Source organism: Gemmiger sp. An120 (assembly GCF_002160955.1).
Lineage (GTDB): Bacteria > Bacillota > Clostridia > Oscillospirales > Ruminococcaceae > Gemmiger_A > Gemmiger_A avium.
Map to the genome: position 1 here is coordinate 1 of NZ_NFLN01000003.1, position 24,874 is coordinate 24,874.

General features: G+C 60.6%; 28 protein-coding genes and 1 pseudogene. 21 read left to right on the forward strand and 8 right to left on the reverse strand.

Annotation, left to right across the window (positions count from 1 at the left end; genetic code table 11):
• Positions 1 to 634, reverse strand: a 634-nt coding sequence (locus tag B5E65_RS03380; RefSeq protein WP_481810350.1) for a xanthine dehydrogenase family protein molybdopterin-binding subunit, incomplete at its 3' end; no start/stop codon positions are given.
• Complete coding sequence (locus tag B5E65_RS03385; RefSeq protein WP_087170377.1) at positions 631 to 1,158, reverse strand: (2Fe-2S)-binding protein; 528 nt, start codon at positions 1,156 to 1,158, stop codon at positions 631 to 633. The genes B5E65_RS03385 and B5E65_RS03380, both read right to left, overlap by 4 nt.
• Positions 1,159 to 1,530: 372 nt before the next feature.
• Between B5E65_RS03385 and B5E65_RS03390 the strand changes: the two genes are divergently transcribed.
• From B5E65_RS03390 to B5E65_RS03425, 9 genes and pseudogenes are all read left to right on the forward strand, one after another.
• Positions 1,531 to 2,037: a hypothetical protein gene (locus B5E65_RS03390; RefSeq protein WP_087170378.1), complete on the forward strand. Its 507-nt coding sequence runs from the start codon at positions 1,531 to 1,533 to the stop codon at positions 2,035 to 2,037.
• A gap of 118 nt (positions 2,038 to 2,155) precedes the next feature.
• Positions 2,156 to 2,620, forward strand: coding sequence for a MarR family winged helix-turn-helix transcriptional regulator (locus B5E65_RS03395; RefSeq protein WP_158098504.1), 465 nt, complete (start codon positions 2,156 to 2,158; stop codon positions 2,618 to 2,620).
• Positions 2,621 to 2,699: 79 nt separating this feature from the next.
• Positions 2,700 to 2,957 (forward strand): hypothetical protein, encoded by a 258-nt coding sequence (locus B5E65_RS16775; protein ID WP_343286382.1) that lies wholly within the window; start codon positions 2,700 to 2,702, stop codon positions 2,955 to 2,957.
• Positions 2,930 to 4,354: an ABC transporter ATP-binding protein gene (locus tag B5E65_RS03400; RefSeq protein ID WP_343286386.1), complete on the forward strand. Its 1,425-nt coding sequence runs from the start codon at positions 2,930 to 2,932 to the stop codon at positions 4,352 to 4,354. The genes B5E65_RS16775 and B5E65_RS03400 overlap by 28 nt, the downstream gene beginning before the upstream one ends.
• Positions 4,355 to 6,223 (forward strand): annotated as a pseudogene (locus tag B5E65_RS16845) (ABC transporter ATP-binding protein).
• 79 nt (positions 6,224 to 6,302) lie between these two features.
• Positions 6,303 to 6,743 carry a MarR family winged helix-turn-helix transcriptional regulator gene (locus B5E65_RS03410; RefSeq protein ID WP_087170380.1) on the forward strand — a complete coding sequence of 147 codons (441 nt, stop codon included), beginning with the start codon at positions 6,303 to 6,305 and terminating at the stop codon, positions 6,741 to 6,743.
• 124 nt (positions 6,744 to 6,867) lie between these two features.
• On the forward strand, positions 6,868 to 8,154 hold the full coding sequence (locus B5E65_RS03415) for an MATE family efflux transporter (RefSeq protein ID WP_242957468.1): 1,287 nt from the start codon (positions 6,868 to 6,870) through the stop codon (positions 8,152 to 8,154).
• A 115-nt stretch (positions 8,155 to 8,269) separates the two neighbouring features.
• Positions 8,270 to 8,848 carry a cytidylate kinase-like family protein gene (locus tag B5E65_RS03420; RefSeq protein ID WP_087170381.1) on the forward strand — a complete coding sequence of 193 codons (579 nt, stop codon included), beginning with the start codon at positions 8,270 to 8,272 and terminating at the stop codon, positions 8,846 to 8,848.
• A 70-nt stretch (positions 8,849 to 8,918) separates the two neighbouring features.
• The gene (locus B5E65_RS03425; RefSeq protein WP_087170613.1) at positions 8,919 to 10,253 is read left to right on the forward strand and encodes a radical SAM/SPASM domain-containing protein; all 1,335 of its coding nucleotides are present in this window, start codon (positions 8,919 to 8,921) and stop codon (positions 10,251 to 10,253) included.
• A gap of 88 nt (positions 10,254 to 10,341) precedes the next feature.
• Here B5E65_RS03425 and B5E65_RS03430 read toward each other — a convergent pair whose 3' ends face one another.
• Positions 10,342 to 11,208 (reverse strand): MurR/RpiR family transcriptional regulator, encoded by an 867-nt coding sequence (locus B5E65_RS03430; RefSeq protein WP_158098505.1) that lies wholly within the window; start codon positions 11,206 to 11,208, stop codon positions 10,342 to 10,344.
• A gap of 190 nt (positions 11,209 to 11,398) precedes the next feature.
• Between B5E65_RS03430 and B5E65_RS03435 the strand changes: the two genes are divergently transcribed.
• From B5E65_RS03435 to B5E65_RS03450, 4 genes are read left to right on the forward strand one after another with little or no spacing between them, the layout of a single operon-like run.
• A complete protein-coding gene (locus B5E65_RS03435) occupies positions 11,399 to 12,442 on the forward strand; it encodes an ABC transporter ATP-binding protein (RefSeq protein ID WP_087170383.1) in 1,044 nt (347 codons plus the stop codon).
• Between the two features lie 3 nt (positions 12,443 to 12,445).
• The gene (locus B5E65_RS03440; protein ID WP_087170384.1) at positions 12,446 to 13,396 is read left to right on the forward strand and encodes a carbohydrate ABC transporter permease; all 951 of its coding nucleotides are present in this window, start codon (positions 12,446 to 12,448) and stop codon (positions 13,394 to 13,396) included.
• Positions 13,397 to 13,410: 14 nt separating this feature from the next.
• The gene (locus B5E65_RS03445) at positions 13,411 to 14,172 is read left to right on the forward strand and encodes a carbohydrate ABC transporter permease (protein WP_087170385.1); all 762 of its coding nucleotides are present in this window, start codon (positions 13,411 to 13,413) and stop codon (positions 14,170 to 14,172) included.
• A complete protein-coding gene (locus B5E65_RS03450; RefSeq protein WP_087170386.1) occupies positions 14,148 to 14,519 on the forward strand; it encodes an HAD family hydrolase in 372 nt (123 codons plus the stop codon). The genes B5E65_RS03445 and B5E65_RS03450 overlap by 25 nt, the downstream gene beginning before the upstream one ends.
• A 69-nt stretch (positions 14,520 to 14,588) precedes the next feature.
• Here B5E65_RS03450 and B5E65_RS03455 read toward each other — a convergent pair whose 3' ends face one another.
• Entirely contained in the window at positions 14,589 to 15,281 is a 693-nt protein-coding gene (locus tag B5E65_RS03455; protein WP_087170387.1) for a hypothetical protein, read from the reverse strand.
• A 158-nt stretch (positions 15,282 to 15,439) separates the two neighbouring features.
• Here B5E65_RS03455 and B5E65_RS03460 point away from each other — a divergent pair, with 158 nt between their 5' ends.
• The 3 genes from B5E65_RS03460 to B5E65_RS03470 are packed head-to-tail and all read left to right on the forward strand — an operon-like array spanning position 15,440 to position 18,079.
• On the forward strand, positions 15,440 to 15,991 hold the full coding sequence (locus tag B5E65_RS03460; RefSeq protein ID WP_087170388.1) for a PadR family transcriptional regulator: 552 nt from the start codon (positions 15,440 to 15,442) through the stop codon (positions 15,989 to 15,991).
• Complete coding sequence (locus B5E65_RS03465) at positions 15,988 to 17,343, forward strand: NAD(P)H-dependent oxidoreductase (protein ID WP_087170389.1); 1,356 nt, start codon at positions 15,988 to 15,990, stop codon at positions 17,341 to 17,343. Before B5E65_RS03460 ends, B5E65_RS03465 begins: the two co-directional genes overlap by 4 nt.
• Positions 17,344 to 17,347: 4 nt before the next feature.
• Entirely contained in the window at positions 17,348 to 18,079 is a 732-nt protein-coding gene (locus tag B5E65_RS03470) for an EFR1 family ferrodoxin (RefSeq protein WP_087170390.1), read from the forward strand.
• Between the two features lie 53 nt (positions 18,080 to 18,132).
• Here the strand turns inward: B5E65_RS03470 and B5E65_RS03475 are convergent, their stop codons facing one another.
• The 4 genes from B5E65_RS03475 to B5E65_RS03490 form a co-directional block, all read right to left on the reverse strand.
• Positions 18,133 to 18,339 (reverse strand): hypothetical protein, encoded by a 207-nt coding sequence (locus tag B5E65_RS03475; protein WP_087170391.1) that lies wholly within the window; start codon positions 18,337 to 18,339, stop codon positions 18,133 to 18,135.
• A gap of 24 nt (positions 18,340 to 18,363) precedes the next feature.
• Positions 18,364 to 19,143 (reverse strand): hypothetical protein, encoded by a 780-nt coding sequence (locus B5E65_RS03480; protein WP_087170392.1) that lies wholly within the window; start codon positions 19,141 to 19,143, stop codon positions 18,364 to 18,366.
• 137 nt (positions 19,144 to 19,280) lie between these two features.
• Positions 19,281 to 19,841, reverse strand: coding sequence for a flavin reductase family protein (locus tag B5E65_RS03485; protein ID WP_087170393.1), 561 nt, complete (start codon positions 19,839 to 19,841; stop codon positions 19,281 to 19,283).
• Between the two features lie 19 nt (positions 19,842 to 19,860).
• Positions 19,861 to 20,739, reverse strand: a complete 879-nt coding sequence (locus B5E65_RS03490) for an aldo/keto reductase (RefSeq protein WP_087170394.1) — start codon at positions 20,737 to 20,739, stop codon at positions 19,861 to 19,863.
• A gap of 127 nt (positions 20,740 to 20,866) precedes the next feature.
• On the opposite strand from B5E65_RS03490, the gene B5E65_RS03495 reads away from it, so the two are divergent.
• The 5 genes from B5E65_RS03495 (at position 20,867) to B5E65_RS03510 (ending at position 24,834) form a co-directional block, all read left to right on the forward strand.
• Positions 20,867 to 21,265, forward strand: a complete 399-nt coding sequence (locus B5E65_RS03495) for a MerR family transcriptional regulator (protein ID WP_087170395.1) — start codon at positions 20,867 to 20,869, stop codon at positions 21,263 to 21,265.
• Positions 21,266 to 21,301: 36 nt separating this feature from the next.
• Positions 21,302 to 22,159 carry an MMPL family transporter gene (locus B5E65_RS16490; RefSeq protein WP_242957469.1) on the forward strand — a complete coding sequence of 286 codons (858 nt, stop codon included), beginning with the start codon at positions 21,302 to 21,304 and terminating at the stop codon, positions 22,157 to 22,159.
• Positions 22,129 to 23,280, forward strand: a complete 1,152-nt coding sequence (locus B5E65_RS16495; RefSeq protein ID WP_242957470.1) for an MMPL family transporter — start codon at positions 22,129 to 22,131, stop codon at positions 23,278 to 23,280. The genes B5E65_RS16490 and B5E65_RS16495 overlap by 31 nt, the downstream gene beginning before the upstream one ends.
• A complete protein-coding gene (locus B5E65_RS03505; protein WP_087170396.1) occupies positions 23,273 to 23,470 on the forward strand; it encodes a hypothetical protein in 198 nt (65 codons plus the stop codon). Before B5E65_RS16495 ends, B5E65_RS03505 begins: the two co-directional genes overlap by 8 nt.
• 77 nt (positions 23,471 to 23,547) lie before the next feature.
• Complete coding sequence (locus B5E65_RS03510) at positions 23,548 to 24,834, forward strand: hypothetical protein (RefSeq protein ID WP_087170397.1); 1,287 nt, start codon at positions 23,548 to 23,550, stop codon at positions 24,832 to 24,834.
• Positions 24,835 to 24,874 lie beyond the last annotated feature (40 nt).

Sequence of the window (24,874 nt, forward strand, 5' to 3'; positions counted from 1 at the left end):
GGGCTTCGGGGGCGGCGGGGGCGGCCATCTTGGAGAATTCCACGGTGTCCTCCGCAATGTAGGCGCACTCTTCAAAGCCCTTGTCCACGTCGCCCTTGATCAGGTGCCAGAACGGGCCGTCCTTCTGGAACGGCGGGTAGCCGGGGGTGACGATGTTGTTCTTGAACTGGCCGGGATACAGCTGGGGCACGCCGTCCTTGGCGGCCTCCATGCCGTCCAGCACCGCGGGAAGCACCTCGTACTCCACCTCGATGAGCTCGGCGGCCGCGTCGGCGATCTCCCGGGTCTCGGCGGCGATCAGGGCCACCGGGTCGCCCACATAGAGCAGGTCCTGCCCCAGGATGGGCTTCATGGGAGGCCAGCCCATCTTCCAGCTCTGGTCCACGTCCTTGTAGGTGAGGACGGCCGCCACGCCCTCCAGCTTGCGGGCCTTTTCCACGTCGATATGTACGATCCGGGCGTGGGCGTGCGGGCTGCGCAGAGCGCGGCCGATCAGCATACGGGGCAGGGTGAAGTCATCCAGGAAGGTACATTTGACGGTGACGATCTCCTTGGCGTCCTTCCGGGGAACGTTTACCTTGCCAACATACCGGTAGTTTTCCGGCTTGTAGTTTTCGTTGCCAAAGTGTTTCATCGTCTGTCCCTCCACTTTTCGTCCAGATCCACGCCCCGGCCCGCCAGCGAGGCGATCGCCTCAAAGACGTGGTAATGGCTGATGCACCGGCAGTAGTTGCCGCTCAGCGCGTCCCGTACCTCCTCTTCGGTGGGGTGCGGGTTCTTGTTCAGCAGCGCCTGGGTGGTCATGATGATACCCGGCGTGCAGAAGCCGCATTGGAACGCGTTGTAATCCAGGAACGCCTGCTGAACAGCGCTCAGCTCTCCTGTCTCCGGATCGGCCAGCCCCTCCAGGGTGGTGATGTGCGCACCGTCGCAGTCAGCGGTGAGCAGCATGCAGGAGGGCACGGCCTCCCCATCCTTGATGACGGTGCAGCAGCCGCAGGCGCCCTCGTCGCAGGACTTCTTGGCCGCGGTCAGACCCAGCCGGTCCCGCAGGGTTTCCAGCAGCGTTTCGCTGCAGGGCACCTGGCCGAAATGGTTCCCCATGGAGAAGGTTCGTTCCATTCCGTTGATGAATAGTGTTGTGGTTTCTGCGCCCATACAATAGCCTCCTTATCCCATCGTGCGCAAAGGTTTTTTGCGCAATCCGGCTTGCTCTTGTAAACGAGTATAGAGGGATTGCCGGCGCTTCTCGACGCGTCCTGTAGCCCGCGCTACAGGAAATTCGTGAAAAAAGAAACAGCTGATTTTTGGGCATTTTTCACAGATTATAGCGCAGCAGCGGACAGCGCTGCATGACCTGTTTCCAGCCCGGACTGGGATTTTTCTGCCGGGCGGACAGGCAGCTGATCCACAGCGTGCAAGCGGCATCCTTTTTCTGTTTACCAGGGCTGGCATTTTCGCAAAAAAATTTGTATGATAAAAGCAGGTAAAGCGGCTTGTACAGCTGCTGTGTGAGAGGAGTTGTTTTGCATGAAACCTGTCAACCGCAATCTGCTTTTGGTGGGGATTCCGGCGGCGCTGGTGCTGATTGCCGGGCTCTTTCTGTTTTCCATGGGAGAGGCTTTGCTGGACACGGCGGCCGGGCTTTTTCCGAACAGTTCCGGAGAGGTGGGCGATGTAGAGGGGTACGCCATTCTGCTGAACCTGCTGGGGTCCGGGTTCAGCGGTCTGGCCGGGCTGCTGGTACAGGCGCTTGCCGCAGCGGCCATCCTGTACGGTGGTATTCTGCTGGTACTGGGCGCTGTGGCCCGCCTTGTATACCGCGCTACGCCGGGGCGGATCCTGGCCTACCGGATCCTGACAGGGATCCAGCTGGTTGTTTTTGCGCTGCCTGCGCCGGCGTTTGCCCAGCTGTGGCGCAGTTCGGTGCAGAACGATGCGTTTTTGCCGCTCTGGCCGGTGTGTCTGCTTCTTCTGGTGGTACTGGCGGTGCTGACCGGGCGGAATACCTACACAGCCCGGATCTGGAACGGCTGATCCGGCAAAGGCGGTACGGATGCCGGCTGTGCTTGACAAATCCGGGGACGGTGTTAAAACAAATCGCAAGCGATGAATCGCTTGCGATTTATTTTTTTTGTAAGGAGGGATGGGGCGTATGAATCCCCCTAAATACCGGACCGGACGGCTGCTGGTGCAGCTGGGCAACGGGGTATCCTGGTTCCGCAACCAGGCCATGCAGGGCATGGGGCTGACATCCAGCCAGTCGGAAGTAATCCGCTACATGCTGCGCCACCGGGAAGAACCGCTTACCGCCGGGGAACTGATGGGACAGCTGGGGCTGTCTCAGTCCACCATAGCGGTCATTTTAATGCGGCTGGAGAAAAAGGGTCTGCTGGCCAGGCAGGCAGACGACAAGGATGCGCGGCGCAGCCGGATCTATCTGACCGAGGCGGGGCTGGCCATGGATCAGGCTCTGATGCAGCTGGCCGCCCAGACCGAAGAGGTACTGCTGGCCGGGCTGGACGAAAACGAGCAAGCAGAACTGAACCGGCTGCTGCAGCGGGTTCTGGAAAACATGCAGGCCTGCCGCGATTCATCCCGCGGAGGTGAGGAAACATGATCCGCACCCTGCTGAAAAGTGTGCGGGAGTACCGGACTCCTCCCTGCTCTGCCCGATCCTGATGGTATGGGAAGTCGCCATGGACATCGTGATTCCCTTTCTTATGACCTTTGTGATCGGTGAGCTGGAACTGCCGGCCGGGGATCCCGCCTATACCGTAAACGGCGGGCGGCTGGCTATCCTGATGGCTGCGCTGCTGGTGTGCGCCATGCTGGCGCTGGTGTTCGGCGTGGCGGGCGGCAAACTGGCCGCCAAGGCCAGCTGCGGGAGGACCTCTACAGCAAGATTCAGTCGTTTTCTTTTGCCAACATCGACCGGTTCTCCACCGCCAGCCTGATCACCCGCATCACCACCGATGTGACCAACGTGCAGAACGCCTACCAGATGTGCCTGCGGATGATTGTGCGGGCCCCCATGCTGCTGGTTTCCATCCTGATGACCGCCTGGATCGACGGCAGCATCAGCCTGATCTTTGTGGGTGTGGCTGTGGTGCTGGGCATTGTTGTGGCCATTGCCATGGTCAAGGTGGCGGCGCCTTTCCGCACCATGTTCCGCAAATACGACGACCTGAACCTGGTGGTACAGGAAAATCTGACAGCGATCCGGGTTGTCAAATCCTTTGTGCGGGAGGCCCGGGAAATTGACAAGATGCACCAGGCCACGGGCGAGGTATACCGCTATTCGGTCAAGGCGGAAAAAATCCTGACCTTTCTGACCCCCTGCGCCACCTTTGCCATGTTTGTAAGCAATATCCTGATTTTGCTGGTGGGTTCCAACATGGCGGTGGGCAATCTGCCCGGCAATGTTACCGCCGCCGATCTGCAGACCCTGGTGATCTACTCCATGCAGATCCTGACCGGGGTGTTGTCGGTTGCCATGTGCATCAACTTTATTTCCATGTCCAAGGGCAGCATGGAGCGGATCTGCGAAGTGCTGGCCGAACAGCCCACCATCACCGCGCCCGCCGATCCGGTAACCTGTGTGCGGGATGGCTCGGTGGATTTCTGCCATGTGAGTTTTGCGTACTCCGCCCGGTCATCTGAACCGGTGCTGCGGGATATTGACCTGCACATCGATTCCGGTGAAATGATCGGCATTATCGGCGCCACGGGATCCGGCAAGTCTTCCCTGGTGTCCCTGATTCCCCGGCTGTACGACGTTTCCGGCGGCAGCGTACGGGTAGGCGGGGTGAACGTTCAGGACTACGACCTGGATGTGCTGCGCGGCAGCGTGGCCATGGTGCTGCAGAAAAACGAGTTGTTTTCCGGTTCCATTGCGGAAAACCTGCGGTGGGGCAATGAGAACGCCACCATGGAACAGCTTCGGTTTGCGGCCCGGCAGGCCTGCGCGGAAGAATTCATCGATGGGCTGCCCGGCGGTTTTGACTACGATCTGGGGCAGGGCGGCGTGAATGTATCCGGCGGCCAGAAACAGCGGCTGTGCATTGCCCGGGCGCTGCTGCGGCAGCCCAAGGTGCTGATTTTTGACGATTCCACCTTCGCGGTGGATACCCGCACCGACGCCCAGATCCGGCAGGCATTGCGGAAATATGCCCCGGACACCACCAAGATCATTATTGCCCAGCGGGTGGCCTCGGTGCAGGACGCCGACCGGATCATTCTGCTGGACAAAGGCCGGATCACCGATGTGGGCAGCCACGAGGAGCTGCTGCGCACCAGCGAGATCTACCGGAACCTGTATGAATCCCAGGTGAGCGGAAAGGAGGAAGGCTGAATGCAACGTCATAGCGGAAGACGGGCCAAGGATCCGGCACGCACCTTGCTGCGGCTGCTGGCCTACACCTTTTTCCGGTACCGGGCGGCGGCGGTGTTTGTGGGCCTGTTTGTGATTCTGGCCGCATCGGCCAATATCGTAAGCACCTCCCGGCTGGCCCCCATTGCCTCGGAACTGATGCGAAACGGCGCCAACGCCGATATGGGCTTCATTTATCAAAACATCCTGTTCATGGGGGTGGTGTACCTGGTTGGCGCCCTGGCCACCTTTGCCTACAACCGGATCATGATGTACATTGCCCAGGGACCCCTGCGCACCCTGCGGGATGAAATGTTTGAACGGATGCAGCGTCTGCCTCTGCGCTTTTTCGACGCCAACACCCACGGGGACCGGATGAGCCTGTACACCAACGATGTGGACACCATGCGGCAGCTGCTGTCCCAGACCATTCCGCAGATTCTGTCCTCCTGCATTACCATGGTGATCGCAATCGCGTTCATGCTCTGATACAGCGCCTCCCTTTCTCTGGTGGTGTTTGCTGCGCTGGCGCTGATCCTGACCTTTGTGAAGCGCAACGGCGGGCGTTCCTCCCGCTATTTTCTGGAGCAGCAGACGGCCATCGGCCGGCTGAACGGTTTTGTGGAGGAGATGACCGAGGGCCAGAAGGTCATCAAAACTTTCTGCCACGAAAAAAAGGCCGAAGAGCAGTTCCGGGCGCTGAACGACGAACTGAACCGGGTGGGCCGGGCGACCAACTCCTATGCCTTTATCATGGGGCCGGTCAACGGCAATCTGAGCTATCTGCAATATATTGTGGTGGCGCTGGCTGGGGTGCTGCTGATCCTGTTCACCGGCGATGCCGGGCTGCTCTCCGCTTACTGTGCCGCCAGCGGCGGCGGCGTGGCGGCAGCGGCTGGCGTTCTGGTTTCTTTTCTGGCCTATTCCCGGCAGATCAACGGTCCGGTTCAGCAGGTGTCCCAGCAGTTCAACGCCATCGTGATGGCGCTGGCGGGCGCCGAGCGGATTTTTGAGCTGCTGGATGCCGCGCCGGAAGACCAAGGCGGTGATATCACGCTGGACCGGGACGAACAGGGCAAATGGGTCCGGAAAAAGCCGGACGGCAGCTGTGTACCGCTGCGGGGCGATATTCGCTTTGAGGATGTGGTATTCGGCTACACGCCCGAAAAGGTTATCCTGAACCATATCAGCCTGTACGCCAAACCCGGGCAGAAGATTACCTTTGTGGGCTCCACCGGCGCCGGCAAGACCACCATCACCAACCTGATCAACCGGTTTTATGACATCCAGGCCGGACGCATCACCTACGACGGACTGGATATCCGGGAAATTCGTAAGGACGATCTGCGCCGCAGCCTGGGGGTTGTGCTGCAAGACACCCATCTGTTTACCGGCACAGTGATGGAGAACATCCGGTACGGCCGGCCGGAGGCCACCAACGAGGAGTGCATCCGGGCCGCCCGGCTGGCCAACGCGGACTTTTTTATCGCTCATCTGCCCGAAGGGTACCAGACCATGCTGCACAGCGACGGGGCCAACCTGTCACAGGGGCAGCGGCAGCTGCTGGCCATCGCCCGGGCCATGGTATCCGACTGCCCGGTGCTGATTCTGGACGAAGCCACCTCCTCCATCGACACCTATACCGAAAAATTGATTAAAAAAGGAATGGACATCCTGATGGAGGGCCGCACGGTTTTTGTGATTGCGCACCGGCTGTCCACCGTGCGCAACAGTCAGGCGATCCTGGTGCTGGAGCACGGCAAAATCATCGAGCGCGGCAATCACGAGCAGCTGCTGGCGCAGAAAGGCCGCTACTACCAGCTGTACACCGGCGCTTTTGAGCTGGACTGACCTGCCGCTTGACAAAAAATGGCGGCAAGGTATAACAAGTAATTGGTTACTTATTATGCAGACAAGTGAGGAAAACATAATGCCGGGTACAATGCCGTTTGGGCTTAAAATTGCCATTCTGAACCGGGCCTTCCGCAAGCGGATGGACGAAAAGGCGGCCGATATGGGGCTGACCAGCGTGCAGCTGCGGGTGCTGGGTTCGGTGAGCCGCCTGGAAGCAGCCGGGGAGGAAGAGATTCACCAGAACGATCTGGAACGGATCGAGCATGTGACCCATCCTGCCATGACCAAGCTGCTGCAGCGGCTGGAGAGCAAGGGGTTTGTGCGCTGCGTACCCAGCAGCCGGGACCGGCGGTATAAAGCCATCACCTGCACCGAAAAGTCCGCGGGCATCCATAAACTGATCCTGGCACAGGACGCAGAGGTGCTGGATGAGTTCTGTCGGAATCTTACGAACGCGGAGCAGCAGACCCTGCAGCAGCTGGTGGACCGACTGCTGCAGAACGCCGATCCGGAATAAAGGCCCTTGCGGGAAGATGTGTTCCCCAGGCAGTGTACCGCGGCACAGCCGCGAACCCGCTGCCTGCTTTTTTTGCCGTAATAGGTAACTAGTTACTTAATCGAATGAGGAGAGAGTGAAGTACATGGAAGCAACCGCATCCCAAACCAAAAGTCCCTTTTCCACCGAGCTGGTGGGCCGGCTTATTGCCAAATTTGCCATTCCCTGCGTGATCTCGCTGCTGGTGAACTCGCTGTACAACATCGTGGACCAGATCTTCATCGGCTGGGGCGTGGGTTATCTGGGCAACGGGGCCACCAACGTGGTGTTCCCCATCACCATCGTAGCGCTGAGCCTGTCGCTGATGATCGGCGACGGCGGCGCCGCCTATCTGAGCCTGAAACTGGGCGAGGGCGATGTGGAGAGCGCCCGCAAGGGCGTGGGCAACGCCATCGCGCTGGTTACCATCGTGAGTATTCTGCTGACGGCCGTATTCCTGCTTTTTATTGATCCGATCCTGACCCTGTTCGGGGCCACCGATACCCTGCGCCCCTTTGCGCTGGAGTACGGTACTGTGATCGGCATGGGGCTTCCCTTTATGATGATCCCGGCGGCGCTGAACTCCATCATCCGGGCGGACGGAGGCCCCAAATACGCCATGTTTTCCATGGTGCTGGGCGCCATCATCAACACGGTGTTTGACCCCATCTTTATCTTTGTTTTCCATATGGGCGTGCGGGGCGCGGCCATCGCCACGGTAATGGGCCAGGTGGCCTCCTTTGTGGTATCGGTGGTGTATATGCCCCGGTTCAAGACCCTGCGGCTGAACCTGTCCGCCTTCCGGCTGCGCCGCCGCACCTGCCTGAATGTGGCGGCCTTCGGCATCAGCAGCTTTATCACCCAGTTTGCCATCACCATCGTCATGGCCCTGACCAACAACCTGCTGGCGGTATACGGGGCGGCTTCGGTGTACGGGGCGGAAATCCCGCTGACCGCCACCGGCATTGTGATGAAGGTTAACCAGATCCTGATCTCCATTCTGGTAGGCATTGCGGTAGGCGCCCAGCCCATCATCGGCTACAACTACGGCGCCCGGGACTACAAGCGGGTGAAAATCGCGCTGGATATTGCGCTGCTGGCCTCCGAGATTGTGGCGATTGCAGCTTTCCTGATCTTCCAGTTTGCCCCCATGAGCGTTGTGTCGCTGTTTGGTTCCGAAGAAGGGCTGTACAATGAATTCGCGGTCAAGGCGTTCCGGATTTTTCTGCTGCTCTGCCCGTTGACCGGTTTCCAGACGGTGGTGGCCGTCTATCTGCAGGCAGTGGGCAAGCCGGTGAAGTCCGCCATTCTGTCCCTGGCCCGGCAGATTATCTTCTTTATTCCCGCCGCCCTGATCCTGCCCATGTTCCTGGGTGTGGTGGGCGTGCTGTGAACCGGCCCCGTGGCGGATGGTCTGGCATTTCTGCTTTCGCTGGGGCTGCTGATCTACGAGAGAAAGCAGCTGAAACAGGTTTCTGAATAATTCACACCGAAAGGAGCAGCTATCCATGAAACAACGCATTATCACCATCAGCCGTGAATTCGGCAGCGGCGGACGCACGATCGGCAAAAAGCTGGCCGAAAAGCCGGGGATCCCCTGCTATGACAACGAGCTGATCCAGAAGATTGCCGCGGAAAGCGGCTTCAATCCCGAATACATCAAGGCTGCCGGCGAGGACGCGCCCGGCGGATTTCTGGCATCGGCCTTTGCCCACACGGCAGGCGCCCCCAGCAACGCGGATTATCTGTGGGAAATCCAGTTCAAGATCATCACCGATCTGGCGGAGAAAGGCCCCTGTGTGATCGCAGGCCGCTGCGCCGACTACATTCTGCGGGACAAGGCGGACTGTCTGCGGGTGTTCATCCACGCGGATCTGCCGTTCCGGGCCAAGCGGATCGTGCAGGAGTACGGCGAGCGGGCCGAATCGCCGGAGCAGCGGCTGCGGGATAAGGACAAACGCCGTGCCGCGTACCACCGGTTCTACACCGACATGAAGTGGGGCCATGCCCAGAACTACGACATCACCCTGAACAGCGGCAGCCTGGGTATCGACCGCTGCGTGGAGATCCTGGCCGGGCTGTACTGAGCCGGGATGGGAGGGATCTTTCCTTGCGGATCTGCACAGACAGGAGGGAACCCCATTGGAAGACAAATCCATGATCGAATCCATTCAGACCTTTGCCGCCCGGCAGGCGCTGGCGTTTATCGAGCGCGATCCGGAAAAGAATTTTTCCAAGCTGCTGGACTGGGCGGACAAGTTTGACGCAGGCAACCTGTACCAGGCCCAGCGGAAAGCCTTCCGCCAGGTTCTGGAGCATCCGGAAAGCAACTGGTACCAGCTGCTTTTGCGGGTATTTCAGCTGGACAAAGGGGTACGGGAAACCTTTTTGGAAAACTTCATCATCAACGCTTCGCTGATCGGCGGCACCCGCCAGCAGGCGGTGCGCCATCAGGAGAACTGCAACGTACCCTGGGCCATTCTGCTGGATCCCACCTCCGCCTGCAACCTGCGCTGTACCGGCTGCTGGGCGGCAGAGTACGGCCACAGCCTGAACCTGGAAACGGACACCATTGACCGCATCATTCAGCAAGGCAAGGCGCTGGGTGTATACATGTACATCTATACCGGCGGCGAGCCGCTGGCGCGCAAGGCGGATCTGATCCAGCTGTGTGAGACCCATGCCGACTGTGAGTTTCTGGCCTTTACCAACGGCACCCTGATCGACGAGGAATTCTGCCAGGAGATGCTGCGGGTGAAGAACTTTGTGCCGGCCATCAGCCTGGAGGGATTTGCCGCCGCCAACGACAGCCGCCGGGGCGCGGGAAGTTTTGACAAGGCACTGGCCGCCATGCGGCTGCTGCACGCGCACAAGCTGCCTTTCGGCGTTTCCACCTGCTATACCAGCGCCAACTGGCAGGATGTAACCAGCGAGAAATTCTTTGACATGCTGATTGAAACGGGTGCGCTGTTCGCCTGGTTTTTCCATTACATGCCGGTGGGCAGCGGGGCTGTGGCTGGACTGCTGTCTGCCCCGGAGCAGCGCCGGGCGGTGTACGAACGCATCCGCGGTTTCCGGCAGACCAAACCGCTTTTCACCATGGACTTTCAGAACGACGCCGAGTATGTGGGCGGCTGCATCGCCGGCGGGCGCAGCTATCTGCACATCAACGCTGCTGGTGACGTGGAGCCCTGCGTGTTCATCCACTACTCCAACGTGAACATCCACAACTGCTCCCTGCTGGACGCGCTGAAGAGTCCGCTGTTCATGGCCTATCACGACGGCCAGCCTTTCAACGGCAACATGCTGCGGCCCTGCCCCATGCTGGAAAATCCGGAAAAATTGCAGGCGATGGTCAAGCGCACCGGCGCCCGTTCCACCGATCTGCAGTCTCCGGAATGTGTGGACAGTCTGTGCGGCCGCTGCCGCCCCTACGCCGAAGCCTGGGCCCCCGTTGCCGACAGGCTGTGGCGCGAGACACACCAGACCTGATTTTCAGCCATTTTCTGTCCCCTTATTGTATGCACAAAGCTCCCGTCCGGGAAACCGGGCGGGAGCTTTGTGCGTCTTGTACGCCAATTTACGGGCGGCGTGCCTGGCGCATCAGATCGTTGATCTGGTGCAGCCGGTCGGGATACTCCGAGGGGGCCCGCAGCACCAGCGTGGTGTACAGGCTGTCCAGTACCGAGATGTGGGCGATCCGGGAGGTGATGGCCTCGTGAATGGCGCTGCTCTCCGCCGCCGAAGTAACCAGCTGCACCTGGGCCAGCCGTGTGATGGGAGAGTCCAGATAGCTGGTAATGCAGATCACCTGCGCCCCCTGCTGCCGGGCCTGTTCTGCTGCCCGCAGGGTCTCCCGGGACTGGCCGGTGTGGGAGATGGCCACCGCCACATCCCCCGGCCCCATCCGGGAGGCCAGCAGCACCATCATATAGGGATCCACCGCGCAGTTTACCAGCATCGGCAGACGGCTGAACCGGTAGCAGGCGTCCTGGGCAATCGGGGCCGAGGTGCCAATGCCGAAAAAGGTCACCGAGGCGGCGTTCTGCAGCAGTTCCGCCGCCCGGGTAAACTGCTCCGGCGAAAGGATCAGCATGGTCTGCTCCAGGGCCTGGCGCGTCTGCTCAAATACCCGGGTCATCACCCGGGCGGGGGTCATTTCCCCTTCGTCGATGGTCAGGTCATCCAGGGTATGATCCAGCCCTGCCGCTGAAAGGCTGGCCGCCAGCGCCAGCTTGAAAGCGGAATAGCCGGTAAATCCCAGCCGCTGGCACAGCCGGATCACGCTGCTTTCCGACACGCCCGCCTGTCTGGCCAGCCGGGCTACCGGCATCGCCATCGCGTCGGCAGGATGCTCCAGAATATACGCAGCCGCCTTGCGCTCCACCCCTTGCAGGGAGGGCAGCAGGCTTTGCAGCTGCACGATACAGTTTGCCGGAAGGTCCATTTGTAAAGCGCCCCCAATTGCATTTCTCTCCTTATTGTAAAAGGCTGCAGGCCGGTTGTCCAGTAAAATTCCGGTGGAGAAAACGCATATGAAATTATCATTCATTTTACATTTGTTTGATGGAGCATTGCTCCAAACGGCGGTATAATACGGGCAGAATCACAAGGGAATGTTCAGGGAGGGACCGATCATGGACAAGATCGTACTGGAACATATCACAAAAGCCTACGACAAGAACGCGCCGGTAATCGAGGATCTGAACCTGTCCATCCGGCAGGGCAGCTTCACGGTGCTGCTGGGGCCTTCCGGCTGCGGCAAATCCACCATTCTGCGGATGATCGCCGGGCTGGAAAAGGAGACCGCCGGTGAGATCCGGATCGACGGCGTTTCCATGAAGGGTGTAGACCCGGGCGACCGGCAGATCGCCATGGTGTTCCAGAACTACGCCCTCTATCCCACCATGACGGTGCGGGGCAACATTGAATTCGGCCTGATCAATATGAAGATCGACAAGGCGGAACGGAACCGCCGGATTGAAGAGGCGGTGCAGATGGTGGGTCTGGAGGACTACCTGGACCGGATGCCGGCCAAGCTTTCGGGCGGGCAGCGGCAGCGGGTGGCATTGGCCCGGGCCATTGTGAAAAAGCCCTCGGTATTTCTGATGGACGAACCGCTGTCCAACCTGGATTCCAAGCTGCGGGCCCAGATCCGCACCGACCTGATCGAGCTGCACCGCAAGCTGGGCGCCACCTTTGTGTATGTGACCCACGACCAGGTGGAGGCCATGAGCATGGGCACCGACATCGTACTGCTGGAAAACGGGCAGATCCGCCAGCACGACACCCCCGACGCGCTGTACCGGGAACCGGCCAACGTGTTCTCGGCCCGGTTCATCGGCACCCCGCCCATGAACATTCTGCCGATCCGGGCCCTGCGTCAGGCCGGGATGAACACCCCGCTGATTGCCATGCACGCGGGGTTCCGCCCGGAGGCCTGCCGGGTGGAAAGCCGCCCCACCGCGGGCAGCGGGCTGCGGCTGGCCGGTCAGGTGGTGACCCGGGAAAACCTGGGTGACCAGATTCTGTACAAGGTGCAGACCGATTTCGGCATGGTGCAGGTCAAGGATTTCAGCGGCCGCCCGGAAGCGTACGGCCAGGTTACCCTCTGTGTGGATCCGGACCGGCTGCATTTCTTCGACGGCAACGAATGCCGCCTTACCGAAAAAGGAGCGTAATCCATGGAACAGGTACTGAAACGCATCTTCTTCCCGGCAGCGTCCCGGGTGCAGGCCGTACTGCCCGCCCGCACTGCGGTACGCCGCCGGCGCGGCGCCGCCCTGCTGCCCTATCTGCTCATCGCCCCCGCGCTGGCGCTGCTGTTTGTCTTTGTGCTGTACCCCATCGGGTACATGGTCTATCTGAGCTTTTTTGACTGGAACATGATCAAGCCCAAGGAATTTGTGGGGCTGCAGAACTTTGTGACCATGTTCCACGATCCGGAGTTTTTCCAGGTGCTGGGCAATACCTTCCAGTACACCGTATGGACGCTGGTATTCGGCATGGGACTAGCCCTGGCCGCCGCCTGTTTTCTGAAAAAAGACACCCGGATTAACCGGCTGCTGCAAAGCGCGATCTTTCTGCCCTACGTAATGCCGCTGGTTTCGGTGGCCTTTATCTGGGTCTGGCTGATGGACGCGGACTACGGCCTGCTCAACTGGCTGCTGGGTCTGGTGGGGCTGCCCGGGATCCGCTGGCTGCAGGATTCGGCGGTGGCCATGTACTCGCTGATTCTGGTAAGCGTGTGGAAATGCGTGGGCTACAACACCCTGATTATCCTGTCGGCCATGCAGGGGGTGCCCGGCTATCTGTACGAGGCCGCCCGGCTGGACAAAGCCGGCCCCGCCAAGACCTTCTTCAAAATCACCCTGCCGATGATCTCGCCCTCGCTGTTCTTTCTGACCCTGATGAACCTGATCGCCTGTTTCAAGATGTTTGAAACGGTGAACATCATGACCGCCGGCGGCCCCGCCAACGCCACCTCCACCCTGGTATACAGCCTGTACCAGTACGGGTTCAAGTTCTACAAGCTGGGCTACGCCTCCGCCGAGGGGGTGGTGCTGATGGTGATCATCGGCGCCTGCACCCTGGTCTACTTCGGCGCGCTGGGCAAGCGGGTCCACTACCGGTGAGAGGAGGCATTGCCATGAAACGTACCGTTTGCCGCACCGCCCGCAGCGCAGTGAGTATCCTGATGCTGCTGGTGTTCTTTGTGCCGGTGTACTGGATGCTGCTGACCGCTGTAAAAACCATGGGGCAGTGCTACCAGACGCCCCCCGCCTTCTGGGTGTCCAACCCGGCCTGGGACAACTTTACCCGGGCATTTGAGGCCATTCCCTTCCGGAACATGCTCAAGAACAGCCTGATCGTCACGGCGGGCACCCTGCTGTGCCAGTGCGTGACCGTGATTCCCGCCGCCTACGCCTTTGCCCGGATGCGGTTCCGGGGCGAGAAGCTGCTGTTCGGCGCGGTGCTGGCCACCATGATGATCCCGGCGCAGCTGATTTTCCTGCCGGTATTCCTGCTGTTCAGCCAGGCCGGCCTGATCAACAGCTACATCAGCCTGATCATCCCCCACGGCACCAGCGCCTTTGCCATCTTCATGCTGCGGCAGACCTTCCGCCAGGTGCCGGACGAACTGCTGGAGGCAGCCCGGCTGGACAAGGCCGGCCAGTGGAAGATCATCACCCGGATCATGCTGCCCCTGGCCCGCCCCACCCTGCTGACCCTGTGCCTGCTGACCCTGGTCACCACCTGGAGCGACTACTTCTGGCCTTTCGTCATGACCACCAACAACGACGTGCGCACCCTGTCGGTGGGAGTATCCATGCTGCGGATCGTGGACGGCGGCGTGGACTATCCCCTGCCCTTTCTCTGGAACAGGTGGAGCGGCCGCTGTACCGGCTGATCCTGATGGCCCCGCCGGAACAGACCGCCGCCATTGCCCGGCGTGTGGAAGCGCTGGCACTGCCCGGGATCCGCATCGAGCGCACCGCGCCGGATTTTGTGGAGCTGATGAACGCCAACGCCGGCAAACGGGAGGCACTGGAACGGCTCTGCCGGGCAAACGGGATACCGCTGGACCGGGTGGCCTTTATCGGGGATTTTTACAACGATCTGGATCTGATGCGCTGCGCGGGCCTGTCGGCCTGCGTGTCCGAAGCGCCCCGGGAGGTGCGCAGTCAGTGCGCGCTGGTGCTGTCCGGCTGTATGGACGGCGCCGTGGCGGATTTTCTGGAAGCGCTGTCCGGCTGAATCGCAAGGAAAAACGGGAGACACACCGCGGTGTGTCTCCCGTTTGTTGTTTCAAAAAGGCGGACAAATTCATTTTCTTGTCAGACTTCCTGCCCATGTAACGTATTCTGTTTTGTTTGTCATGGTGCAATACACCTGATTTACCGCCTCGATATAGCAGATGAACGAAGGGTGATACAAATCGTTTCGGCGCAAATACTGATTCTTCAAAGAAAGATATGCCTGACGGACTTCGCCCCATTTGCCGGATTGCCGAATCAGCTGCACCTTTTCCCGGAGCCCGTCTGAGTTACACGCCGTGTTCCAAATGTACCGGTCAAGCTGAACCGAACCGTTTTTTTGATGGATCAGCCGTGAGAGCGTGCCGTCCGGCTCTCGCCGGACAATGCAGACATCCATGGAAAACAGGGCAGGATTTCCGCGATAAAGGCTCATGGTGGCCGTGGTCAGTGCAGCGGTGGAATCCTGACAGTCCGGCAATCCACGCCGCCGCAGCACCTTATTGAACGCGCAGCGAACCGCCTCTTTCACCTCCCGTTCGGACAGGGAGGGATCCAGCCGGACAAACTCCAGGTTGTAATCCAGGTCAATGGGGCAATTTTCGTTTTGCAAAATCAGGTTGCGCGCGCCGCTGCCTACCAGAAAAAACACCGTTCCGATATTCCAGTCCCGTTTCAGGGTATGGCAGAGTTCCTGCATGATGCTGCCACAGAATTGCCGCATTTTGCTTACGAAGCGTTTGTCTTCAACATACCGATACATGGATAGACCTCTCCTTTCTGCCCCGGCCCGACCATCTGGCATTCGCTGCCAAATCGTATTATAATACCCGCCCAGGGCCAGTTTGTCAAGGATTTGCGGTTGACGGACGGTACAGCCGCGCGGTATACTATCTCTATTCGATATATCAGGAGGCCGATATGGAGTATCTTATTCTGGGGCTGCTGATGCTGGCGCCCATGACCGGGTACGAGCTGCAGCGGTTCATCCGGCAGAATCTGGCGCTGATCTGCTCCCACAGCGCGGGCAGCGTGCAGACGGCGCTGGCCAAGCTGGAACGGGAAGGCTTTGTGACCGCCGCGGAGACCCGGGAGGGCAAACGGCGGAAAAAGACCTTTTCCATTACGGAAGAGGGCCGGGCGGCGTTTTCCGGCTGGGTGGCACAGCCTATGCAGGCGGATAAGGTCAAGAATATGGAACTGGCCCGGCTGTTTTTTCTGGGGCTGGCCGACCCCACCCAGCGCGCCGCCGCCATCCGGGATTACATCCGCCAGATGAAAGAGATGCAGGCGGTGCTGGAGACGATCCGGGAGCGGTTCCGGCAGATACAGGCGGGCGAACTGCCGCCCGGGCAGGACTGGCCGGCGGTTTTCCGGTTTCAGGGATACACCATCGAGTACGGCATTGCCGCTGCCCGGTTTGAACAGGAGTGGTACGGCAAGCTGCTGGCGGAACTGGAGGAGGAAGTATGAAAATTCTGGTATTGAATGCAAGCCCCAAGGGCAAGAATTCTGCCACGGTACACACCGCGCTGTACCTGCAGGCGCTGCACCCGGAGCATCAGTTCATCGTGCTGCCGGTGGGGCAGCGTATCCGGGCCTATGAAAAGGATTTTGCCCCGGTACGCACGGAGCTGGAACAGGCGGAACTGATTCTGTTCTGCTATCCGGTGTACACTTTTATCGCCCCGTACCAGATGCACCGGCTGATCGAACTGATCAAGGCGGACGGGGTGGACCTGCGCGGCAAGTTCGCCAGCCAGATCACCACCTCCAAACATTTTTACGACGTGACCGCCCATCGGTACATCGAGGAAAACTGCTGCGATCTGGGCATGAAGGTGATCCGCGGCCTGTCCGCCGATATGGAGGATCTGCTGTGCGAGAAAGGGCGGCAGGAAGCCAGAAACTTTTTTGACCAGCTGATCTTTTCCTGCCAGCATGGGCCCTTTGTGGTGCCGCCGGTACAGCCGCCGGTGGCGCAGCGGCCGGTCTACCGGCCCTGCCTGCCCGCTGAACCCAGGCGGCAGGGCAAGGATGTGGTCATTGTGACCAACTGTGCCCCGGACGATGAGGGGCTGGCCGGGATGATCGCGGATTTCCGGGCGGCGCTGCCCTACGAAAGCCGGGTGGTGAACCTGCGGGAATTCCCCTTTGACGGCGGATGTCTGGGCTGCTTTGGCTGCGCCGTTACCGGAAAATGCGTTTACAAAGACGGGTTTGATGAATTTCTGCGTACTCAAATCCAGACCGCCGACGGCTTTGTGTACGCCTTTGCGATTGCGGACCACTACACCCAGTCCAGCTTCAAATGCTTTGACGACCGGCAGTTCTGCAACGGGCACCGCACCGTGACCCACGGCACCCCCATCGCCTACCTGATCCGGGGCGATTATCAGTTTGAGCCCAATTTGCGGATGATTGTAGAGGGCCGTGCCGAGGTGGGCGGCAACTATCTGGCGGGGGTGGCCACCGACGAGGGGGACACCACGGCGGAGATCCGCTCTCTGGCGCAGAATCTGGCCTTTGCCATGGAAAACCATCTGACCCGCCCGGCCAACTTTTACGGGGTGGGCGGCATGAAGATCTTCCGGGATCTGATCTACGTCATGCAGGGGCTGATGAAGGCCGACCACAAGTTCTACAAATCCCACGGCATCTACGACTTCCCCCAGAAGCAGAAAAAGCGCATCTGGCAGATGCGTCTGGTGGGGGCGCTGATGGCGGTGCCCTCCATCCAGAAGCAGGCCAAGGGCAAGATGACCGAAGCCATTGTGGGGCCCTACCAGAAGGTTGTGGAGCAGGCCCGCAGCGGAAAGGAGTAACGCTATGATCTATTATTTTTCCGGCACCGGCAACTCCCGCTGGGCGGCCCGCAAACTGGCCGTCCTTACCGGCGACGAGGCCCGGGATATCATCGGGCTGGACGCAGTTCCCACCTGCCAGGGAGAAGCACGCATCGGGCTGGTGTTTCCCATCTATGCCTGGGGTGCGCCGGAACCGGTACTGGACTTTGCCCGGCAGCTGGACAAGGCCGGGGCGTTTACCTTTGCGGTGGGCACCTGCGGTTCGGAGGCGGGCCATGCCCTAAAAAAGCTGGCGGCGGTATTTCCGCTGGACAGCTGCTACAGCCTGGTGATGCCCAACAACTACGTGATCGGCTCGGAACTGGAAGACGAAGCCACCGTATGCGCCAAGCTGGACGCAGCGGAGACCGAACTGGCAGCCATTGCCGCGGAGCTGCGGGAAAACAAGCCGGCAAGCCGGGTACATGAGGGGGCCCTGGCGGGGCTGAAATCCGGTCTTGCCAACTTCGGCTTCAACCGGTTTGCCCGCAGCACCAAAAGTTTCTATGCCACCGATGCCTGCAACGGCTGCGGCCTGTGCGCTCAGAACTGCCCTGCCCATACCATCACCCTGACCAATGGGAAGCCGGTTTGGGCCGCACAGTGCTACCAGTGTCTGCGCTGCCTGAACGAGTGCCCGCAAACCGCCATTCAATACGGCAAGGCCACCGAGCCCCGGGGCCGCTACAGCCTGCGCCGCTACCGGGCAGACTGATTTTGCTGCAAAAGCCGCCCGGCTCTCCTGCACGGAGGGCCGGGCGGCTTTGTTTACTCGTCCAGGGCGCTCAGTTCCCGCTCAATCAGCGCATTGGCGATGGTAAAGGCTTCGATGCGCCGCTTTGCCAGGGTAATCTGGGAGCGGTAGCGGGCCGGGTTTTCCTTTTCTTCCAACGTTTTGATCACCTCCCGCAGCTTGTGCAGGGTCGACGCGATCTGGCGCCGGGCTTCGGTCAGCTCCTCCCGGGTATAGGGCATGGGTCATTCTCCTTTGTTCTTGCGTTACTCTCCCCTTTGCTGCCGTACCAAAAACCAGGTCAGGCAGCAGAACGCGGCAAAGGCGGCCCCCAGGCCGGGAAAATACAGGGTTGCCGCCAACAGGCCAACCGACGGATGGCTCAGCACACACAAAGCGACGCAGCATACCAGTGCCGCCGTGCTGATGCCGATACCCAGTGGATTCCGGCTGCGGGCAGGTTCCAGAGAACGGGCCCCGCTCAGGCGCCGTTCCAGCTGCCGCAGCAGCAGCTCCTGATCCGGGATGCCTTTCACCAGCAGCCAGGTTTTGTCCGCCGTGGCCCCGTTCGGGCAGCGCACCCGGCACCGGATGGCGTAGTGCCCGGCATTTTCTTTCAGGTTGTCCACCGCCAGGATCTCGTCCGCGCCGGCGGGCAATACCGGCCGGCAGGCGTTCTCATTCAGGAACTGTTCGGTTTTTATTGCGCCCTCCGCCATGCCCAGCACGCCGCCGGTATGGCGGTACTGGCTGGCCGCATCCAGCACAAACAGCCGGTCATCCTCCGTCAGGTAGAAGATGGTTCTGTCCCGCTGAACGCTCCGGCGCAGACGGAACGCCGCCACTACGATCAGGGCCGTAACAGCCAGGCAGAGCACCAATGTAACCCATTCATTCATCAGCCCCAGCCGGTACAGCAGCGTTGTGCAGCCGGCCACCAGCGCCGCCGCCAGCACCGCCAGCCCCAGCGATCCCCCCAGTACCTTCGCCGCATAATGCGAGCCGATTTCGGTATTGCCCGAGGTCCAGATTTGTTTCAGTTCCATAAGGTTCCCCGCTTTCCGCATGACCGGCACCGGGGCGATGCGCCCGGCGCTTTTTCTTATTGTACCAGCTGCCGCGTCAAAAGTCCAATTTCCTGTACGCAAAAGCCCCTTTTCCGCTGCCAGAAAAGGGGCTTTTCTTATTTCAGCTTTGCCCCGTCACGGAAGGCATTGCCTGCCACCGCACCCAGCCGGCGGTAGGTATTGTGCACCGGATCAAAGATGATGGGCTGCAGCTTGTCCGGGTCGATCTTGCCGTCCTCACCCAGCACCGATTCGTCCGCGCTCACGTTGACGATCAGCCCCACCAGGCGGCAGCTTTCCGGATCGTAGCTGACCAGACGGCACTCCACCGCCATGGGCAGTTCGTCAATCAGGGGCGCGTCCACAAACTCCGAGCGGGTGGTGTGCCAGCCTGCTTTGGCCAGCTTGTCCGCCACGGTGTTGCCGGACACAATGCCCACATAATCGCAGGGAACCAGCTGATCCGCCGTGGCCATGCTGACGGTAAACGCCCCACGCGCCAGGATATTGGCGGTGGTCTTGTGCCCCGCGCTGATGCACAGGGACAGCTGCTCATCGTCGCTGATGCCGCCCCAGGCCGCGTTCATCGCGTCGGGGGTGCCGTCCTCGCCATAGCTGGCCAGAATGAACACCGGCTGCGGATAGGTCCAGGGCTTTGCGCCGAAATTCTTACGCATACAATCTACCTCCTGTCTGTCAGGTCTCGGTGCCGGTACCCCGGCGGGTGCTGCGCGCCTCCACCATCTTTACAAACCATTCTACCATATTTGGGTCCTGATGGGAGAAAAACGCGCTCTGTTTTTTATCCAGTGCCCCGATCGCTGCCAGCTCCTCCCCGGTCAGGGAAAAGTCAAACACGTTCAGGTTTTCCTGCATCCGCTCGATATGGGTGGACTTGGGGATCACCACCACCCCGCGCTGCAGATGCCACCGAAGCATGACCTGAGCTGCCGATTTGCCGTACCGCTTACCGATGCCGGTCAGTACCGGGTCGGTGAACAGCCCGCCGCGCCCCTCGCCAAAGGGGGCCCAGGCTTCCGGCTGCACCCCGTATTTCTTCATCCAGCCCAGCGCTTCGGTCTGCTGATGGTAAGGGTGGATCTCCACCTGGTTCACCATCGGACGGATACGGGCAAAAGAGGCCAGGTCCACCAGACGGTCGGGGTAAAAGTTGGACACGCCGATTGCCCGCAGCTTGCCCTCCTGATACAGGTCCTCCAAGGCCCGCCAGGCACCGTAATAATCGGAAAACGGCTGATGCAGCAGCACCAGATCCAGATAATCGGTACGCAGACGGCGCATCGATTCCAGCACCGAGGCCCGGGCCGCCTCATAGCCGTAATGCTCCACCCATACCTTGGTGGTAAGGAAGATCTCCTGCCGGGGGACGCCGGAATTCGCCATGGCGGCGCCCACCTGCTCTTCATTGAAATAGCTTTGCGCAGTATCCAGGGACCGGTAGCCCGCCGTCAGCGCGTCCCGCACACAGCGCTCACACTCCGCCGGGCTCACCTGGTACACGCCATATCCCAGCACCGGCATCTTCACACCATTGGAAAGGGCTGTATATTCCATCGTATTCTCCTCCGTTTCACCTTGCCCGCCCCTTGCAGGATCGGGGCGGCTGTGGTATCCTCAGTGTAGCATCCGGTTGTTACTACCGGTCAAGCGGTATTTTGTGAAAATTCAAGGAGATCGCACGATGCTGTATTCCATGAAAGATGTCTGTGAACAGACCGGAATGACCTATGAAGCCCTCAAATTTTACTGCAACCAGGGGCTTGTGCCCCATGTGAAACGGGACGCGGGCAACCGCCGCGTTTTTGACGAGCGGGATCTTGCCTGGATCCAGGGGCTCGGCTGTCTGAAACGGTGCGGGCTGAGCATCCGGGAGATGCGCCATTATGTGCAGCTGTGCCTGGCGGGCGCAGCGTCCATCCCGGAGCGGAAGGAAATGCTGGCCCGGCGCCGAAAGGCCCTGCTGGAAGAAATCGAGTTGCTCAACGGCGCGGTGGATTACATCGACCGCAAGCAGCAGTTTTATGACGATGTGCAGGCCGGCCGCACCCCCTATGTAAGCAATCTGCTGACAGAGGAATAAGGCGGCCGGAGTATTGATTTTTTGCAAGGAGCAGCCATGAACGAGAAAAAGGAAAAAGGCAATGGAATGCGTGCTGTAGCCACCTTTGTGGTGGACAAGCGCTATCTGTTTTTTCTGCTGTATGTGTTTGCGCTGATCTTCTGCCTGTTTTCCCGCAACTGGGTACAGGTAGAAAACGACGTGACCGCCTATCTGCCTGCGGACACCGAGACCCGGCAGGGCCTTACGGCCATGAACGAGAACTTTCTCACCCCGGGCAGCGCCCGGGTAATGGTGTCCAACGTTACCTATGAAACAGCGCAGGCTCTCTACGAGGAGATCGCCGCGGTGCCGGGGGTGGCATCGGTCACCTTTGACGGCACCGAGGAACACTACCGGGATGCGGCCGCCCTCTACGACGTGACCTTCAGCGAAGCGGCCGACGACGAGGCAAGCCTGGCGGCAGTGGAACAGCTGAAAGAGCTATTGGCCGGGTATGACCTGTCGCTGGACACGATGGTGGGTTTCGACGCAACCGCCATGCTGCGCCGGGAGATGGGCATTATCCTGCTGGTGGCCGCGGTGATCATTGTGATCGTGCTGAGCCTGACCTCCCGCGCCTGGGCGGAGGTGCCGATGCTGCTGCTGACCTTTGCGGCGGCGGCCCTGCTGAACATGGGCACCAACTTTTTCTACGGTAAAATCAGCTTTGTGTCCGACGCCGTCGCCACCGTGCTGCAGCTGGCGCTGGCCATCGACTATGCCATCATCCTGTGCCACCGTTTTTCGGACGAGCATGAGTACAAACCCACCCGGGACGCCTGCATCGACGCGCTGTCCAAAGCAATTCCGGAGATCAGCGCCTCTTCCCTGACCACCAGGCGATGGACGGCTACACCCTGGCGGACTCGCTGACGCCCCGGGCATTCAGCGAGATGGCGGGGCTGGATTACGAGGTAGCCAAGGCGCTGTATGGGGCCTATGCCCTGGAGCAGGACCAGTACGGCCAGCTGCTGAGCGGGCTGGACGAGTATGCGGTGCCGCTGTTTGATCTGCTGGTGTTTCTGAAAGACAGCGCGGAGGACTACCACCTGACCCTGACGCTGGAGGACGCGGGTGTTTCGGACACGGAAGACCTGTTTGATCAGATCGAGAGCGCCCAGCAGCAGCTGAAAAACGACCGGCACAGCCGGATGGTGCTGTATCTGAATCTGCCGGTGGAGAGCGACGAGACCTTTGCTTTTCTGGACACCATCCGGGAGGTGGCGGGCCAGTATTATGAGGGCGACTACTATGTGGTAGGCGATTCCACCAGCGCCCGGGATCTGGCCGAATCCTTTGTGACCGACAACCTGCTGATCGGCATTCTGTCGGCGTTGTTTGTGATTGCGGTGCTGCTGTTCACCTTCCGGTCGGCGGCGCTGCCGGTACTGCTGATCGTGGTGATCCAGGGCAGTATCTGGATCAACTTCTCCATCCCCACCCTGACCGGCCAGCCGCTGTATTTCCTGGGGTATCTGATCGTGAACGCCATCCAGATGGGCGCCAACATCGACTACGCCATCGTGATCTCCAGCCATTATCAGGAACAGCGGGCTTTGCTGGAACCCCGGCAGGCCATTCTGAAAGCGGTGAATGCGGCGTTTCCCACGGTGTTTACCTCCGGCGGCATCATGGCGGCGGCCGGGCTGCTGATCGGCAACCTGTCCACCCAGCCGGTGATTGCCATTATGGGCAACTGCCTGGGCCGGGGCACCATCATCAGTATCGTGCTGGTGCTGGGGGTACTGCCCTCTATCCTGGTACTGGGTGACCGGATCATCGAGCGAACCAGCTTCCAGTTCAAAGGGGTGGACTGGAACCTGCGCAGCGTCAAGGGCACTGTGCGGGTACGGGGCCATGTGCGCGGCTACGTGTCCGGCTTTGTGGACGGAAATCTGGACGGCATCCTGCACGGACAGCTGAACGCCACCCTTTCCACCGATGGCCAGATCTCCCCCGCGGACGAGGAAGGAGGCGACGGAAACCATGCGTAAACGGATCACAGCCTGCATCGGCCTGCTGCTGGTGCTTTGTCTGGCGCTGACGCCGGTGTATGCCGGGGAGGAAGAGACCGCGGCGCTGGTCATCACCACCGCCGACCAGCTGCTGGCCTTTGCGGAAAACTGCCGTCTGGACAGCTACAGCCAGGGGCTTTCGGTGCGGCTGGATACCGACCTGACCTGACCGGCGTGGACTGGGAAGGCATCCCGGTATTCTGTGGCGATTTTGACGGCGGCGGACATACCATTACCGGCCTGTAGGTGACCGGGGACGGTTCGCAGAAGGGGCTGTTCCGCACCCTGACCGAGACGGCTCGGGTACACGATCTGAACCTGCAGGGCACGGTAGCGCCCCTGGGCAGCCGTTTCCAGGTGGGTGCCATTGCCGGGGTCAGCGCCGGGCAGATCACCGACTGCGCCTTTGAGGGCACCGTAAGCGGCGTAGACGCGGTGGGCGGCATTGTGGGCTGCAGCCAGGTGACCGGTCTTGTGGAGAACTGCCGGGTGTCCGGCAGCGTGAGCGGCAGCCATTTTGTGGGCGGCGTGGCTGGTGAAAATGCCGGCGTGGTGCGCAGCTGCACCAATGAGGCCGCGGTGAATACCACCGAACAGCAGAACCAGGTGGCGCTCTCGGATGTGACGCTGGAGACTTTGACCGGTGCGGAGTCACTGAACAATGCAACCGACGTGGGCGGCGTGACCGGTGTGAACACCGGCGTGGTGCGCAGCTGCGAAAACCGGGGCGATGTGGGATACCGGCAGATGGGCTACAACGTGGGCGGCATCGTAGGGCAGCTGGAACCAGTGACCCGGGTGGACTACAGCGAAGACGCCTTGCAGATGCTGCAGGATCAGCTGAACGCGCTGAACCAGACCGCCGGGCAGGTATCCGGCCATCTGCAGAGCGGCGTGACCGGGGTCAGCGACGGGCTGGACTCGCTGAAAAGCCAGGCGCAGAACGCCCGGGACGCGGCCGCGGCGCTGGTGCCCAAGCCCGGCGAACTGCCCGATCTGCCCGACCGGGACAGCATCCAGGCGGCAAAAAACGATCTGACCAGCCGCATCCAGAACCTGAATCAGACGGTTTCCGGGATGTCGGCCTCGGTAGAGGGTTCGGTGGATGCGCTGACCGGCGACCTGCAGGCCATTACCGACCAGATGAACGCCATCAACCAGACGGTAAACCAGGCCGGCGACTATCTGGGCTGGGAGTTCACCGATGTTTCCGACGAGGACACCGCGGACGACCAGGCCGCCAAGGTGGAAGGCTGTGTCAACGAGGGCGAGGTCTGCGCCGACTGGAACGCCGGTGGAATTGCCGGGGCCATGGCACCGGAAAACGACCTGGACACCCTTACCAGCGTGGAGTTCTACGGTGAGAAATCCCTGCATCTGTACGGGCAGATGCGGGCTGTGCTGCTGAACTGCACCAACAGCGCCCCGGTGTATGCGGGCAAGCAGAACGCAGGCGGCGCGGGGATTCTGGTGCTGGCCGCCGGTGCCGGGATTCTGCTTGCGCGGCGCAGAAAGCGCAAGACCACGGTGTAATCCCCTTTCAGCGAGAAAAAGCCGGACGCCCGGCAGCAAG

What these genes read in the sequence shown, in the direction of transcription:
- B5E65_RS03430 (WP_158098505.1), bottom strand. Translation starts at nt 11,208, where the DNA reads ATGGACCTTCCGGCAAACTGTATCGTGCAGCTGCAAAGCCTGCTGCCC.
- B5E65_RS03480 (WP_087170392.1), bottom strand. Translation starts at nt 19,143, where the DNA reads ATGGAACTGAAACAAATCTGGACCTCGGGCAATACCGAAATCGGCTCG.
- B5E65_RS03490 (WP_087170394.1), bottom strand. Translation starts at nt 20,739, where the DNA reads ATGGAATATACAGCCCTTTCCAATGGTGTGAAGATGCCGGTGCTGGGA.
- B5E65_RS03445 (WP_087170385.1), top strand. Translation starts at nt 13,411, where the DNA reads ATGAAACGTACCGTTTGCCGCACCGCCCGCAGCGCAGTGAGTATCCTG.
- B5E65_RS03395 (WP_158098504.1), top strand. Translation starts at nt 2,156, where the DNA reads ATGAATCCCCCTAAATACCGGACCGGACGGCTGCTGGTGCAGCTGGGC.
- B5E65_RS03455 (WP_087170387.1), bottom strand. Translation starts at nt 15,281, where the DNA reads ATGTATCGGTATGTTGAAGACAAACGCTTCGTAAGCAAAATGCGGCAA.
- B5E65_RS03470 (WP_087170390.1), top strand. Translation starts at nt 17,348, where the DNA reads ATGATCTATTATTTTTCCGGCACCGGCAACTCCCGCTGGGCGGCCCGC.
- B5E65_RS03440 (WP_087170384.1), top strand. Translation starts at nt 12,446, where the DNA reads ATGGAACAGGTACTGAAACGCATCTTCTTCCCGGCAGCGTCCCGGGTG.
- B5E65_RS03465 (WP_087170389.1), top strand. Translation starts at nt 15,988, where the DNA reads ATGAAAATTCTGGTATTGAATGCAAGCCCCAAGGGCAAGAATTCTGCC.
- B5E65_RS03485 (WP_087170393.1), bottom strand. Translation starts at nt 19,841, where the DNA reads ATGCGTAAGAATTTCGGCGCAAAGCCCTGGACCTATCCGCAGCCGGTG.
- B5E65_RS03435 (WP_087170383.1), top strand. Translation starts at nt 11,399, where the DNA reads ATGGACAAGATCGTACTGGAACATATCACAAAAGCCTACGACAAGAAC.
- B5E65_RS03495 (WP_087170395.1), top strand. Translation starts at nt 20,867, where the DNA reads ATGCTGTATTCCATGAAAGATGTCTGTGAACAGACCGGAATGACCTAT.
- B5E65_RS16495 (WP_242957470.1), top strand. Translation starts at nt 22,129, where the DNA reads ATGGACGGCTACACCCTGGCGGACTCGCTGACGCCCCGGGCATTCAGC.
- B5E65_RS03420 (WP_087170381.1), top strand. Translation starts at nt 8,270, where the DNA reads ATGAAACAACGCATTATCACCATCAGCCGTGAATTCGGCAGCGGCGGA.
- B5E65_RS03425 (WP_087170613.1), top strand. Translation starts at nt 8,919, where the DNA reads ATGATCGAATCCATTCAGACCTTTGCCGCCCGGCAGGCGCTGGCGTTT.
- B5E65_RS16490 (WP_242957469.1), top strand. Translation starts at nt 21,302, where the DNA reads ATGAACGAGAAAAAGGAAAAAGGCAATGGAATGCGTGCTGTAGCCACC.
- B5E65_RS03390 (WP_087170378.1), top strand. Translation starts at nt 1,531, where the DNA reads ATGAAACCTGTCAACCGCAATCTGCTTTTGGTGGGGATTCCGGCGGCG.
- B5E65_RS03415 (WP_242957468.1), top strand. Translation starts at nt 6,868, where the DNA reads ATGGAAGCAACCGCATCCCAAACCAAAAGTCCCTTTTCCACCGAGCTG.
- B5E65_RS03385 (WP_087170377.1), bottom strand. Translation starts at nt 1,158, where the DNA reads ATGGGCGCAGAAACCACAACACTATTCATCAACGGAATGGAACGAACC.
- B5E65_RS03460 (WP_087170388.1), top strand. Translation starts at nt 15,440, where the DNA reads ATGGAGTATCTTATTCTGGGGCTGCTGATGCTGGCGCCCATGACCGGG.
- B5E65_RS03410 (WP_087170380.1), top strand. Translation starts at nt 6,303, where the DNA reads ATGCCGGGTACAATGCCGTTTGGGCTTAAAATTGCCATTCTGAACCGG.
- B5E65_RS03475 (WP_087170391.1), bottom strand. Translation starts at nt 18,339, where the DNA reads ATGCCCTATACCCGGGAGGAGCTGACCGAAGCCCGGCGCCAGATCGCG.
- B5E65_RS16775 (WP_343286382.1), top strand. Translation starts at nt 2,700, where the DNA reads ATGGACATCGTGATTCCCTTTCTTATGACCTTTGTGATCGGTGAGCTG.
- B5E65_RS03505 (WP_087170396.1), top strand. Translation starts at nt 23,273, where the DNA reads ATGCGTAAACGGATCACAGCCTGCATCGGCCTGCTGCTGGTGCTTTGT.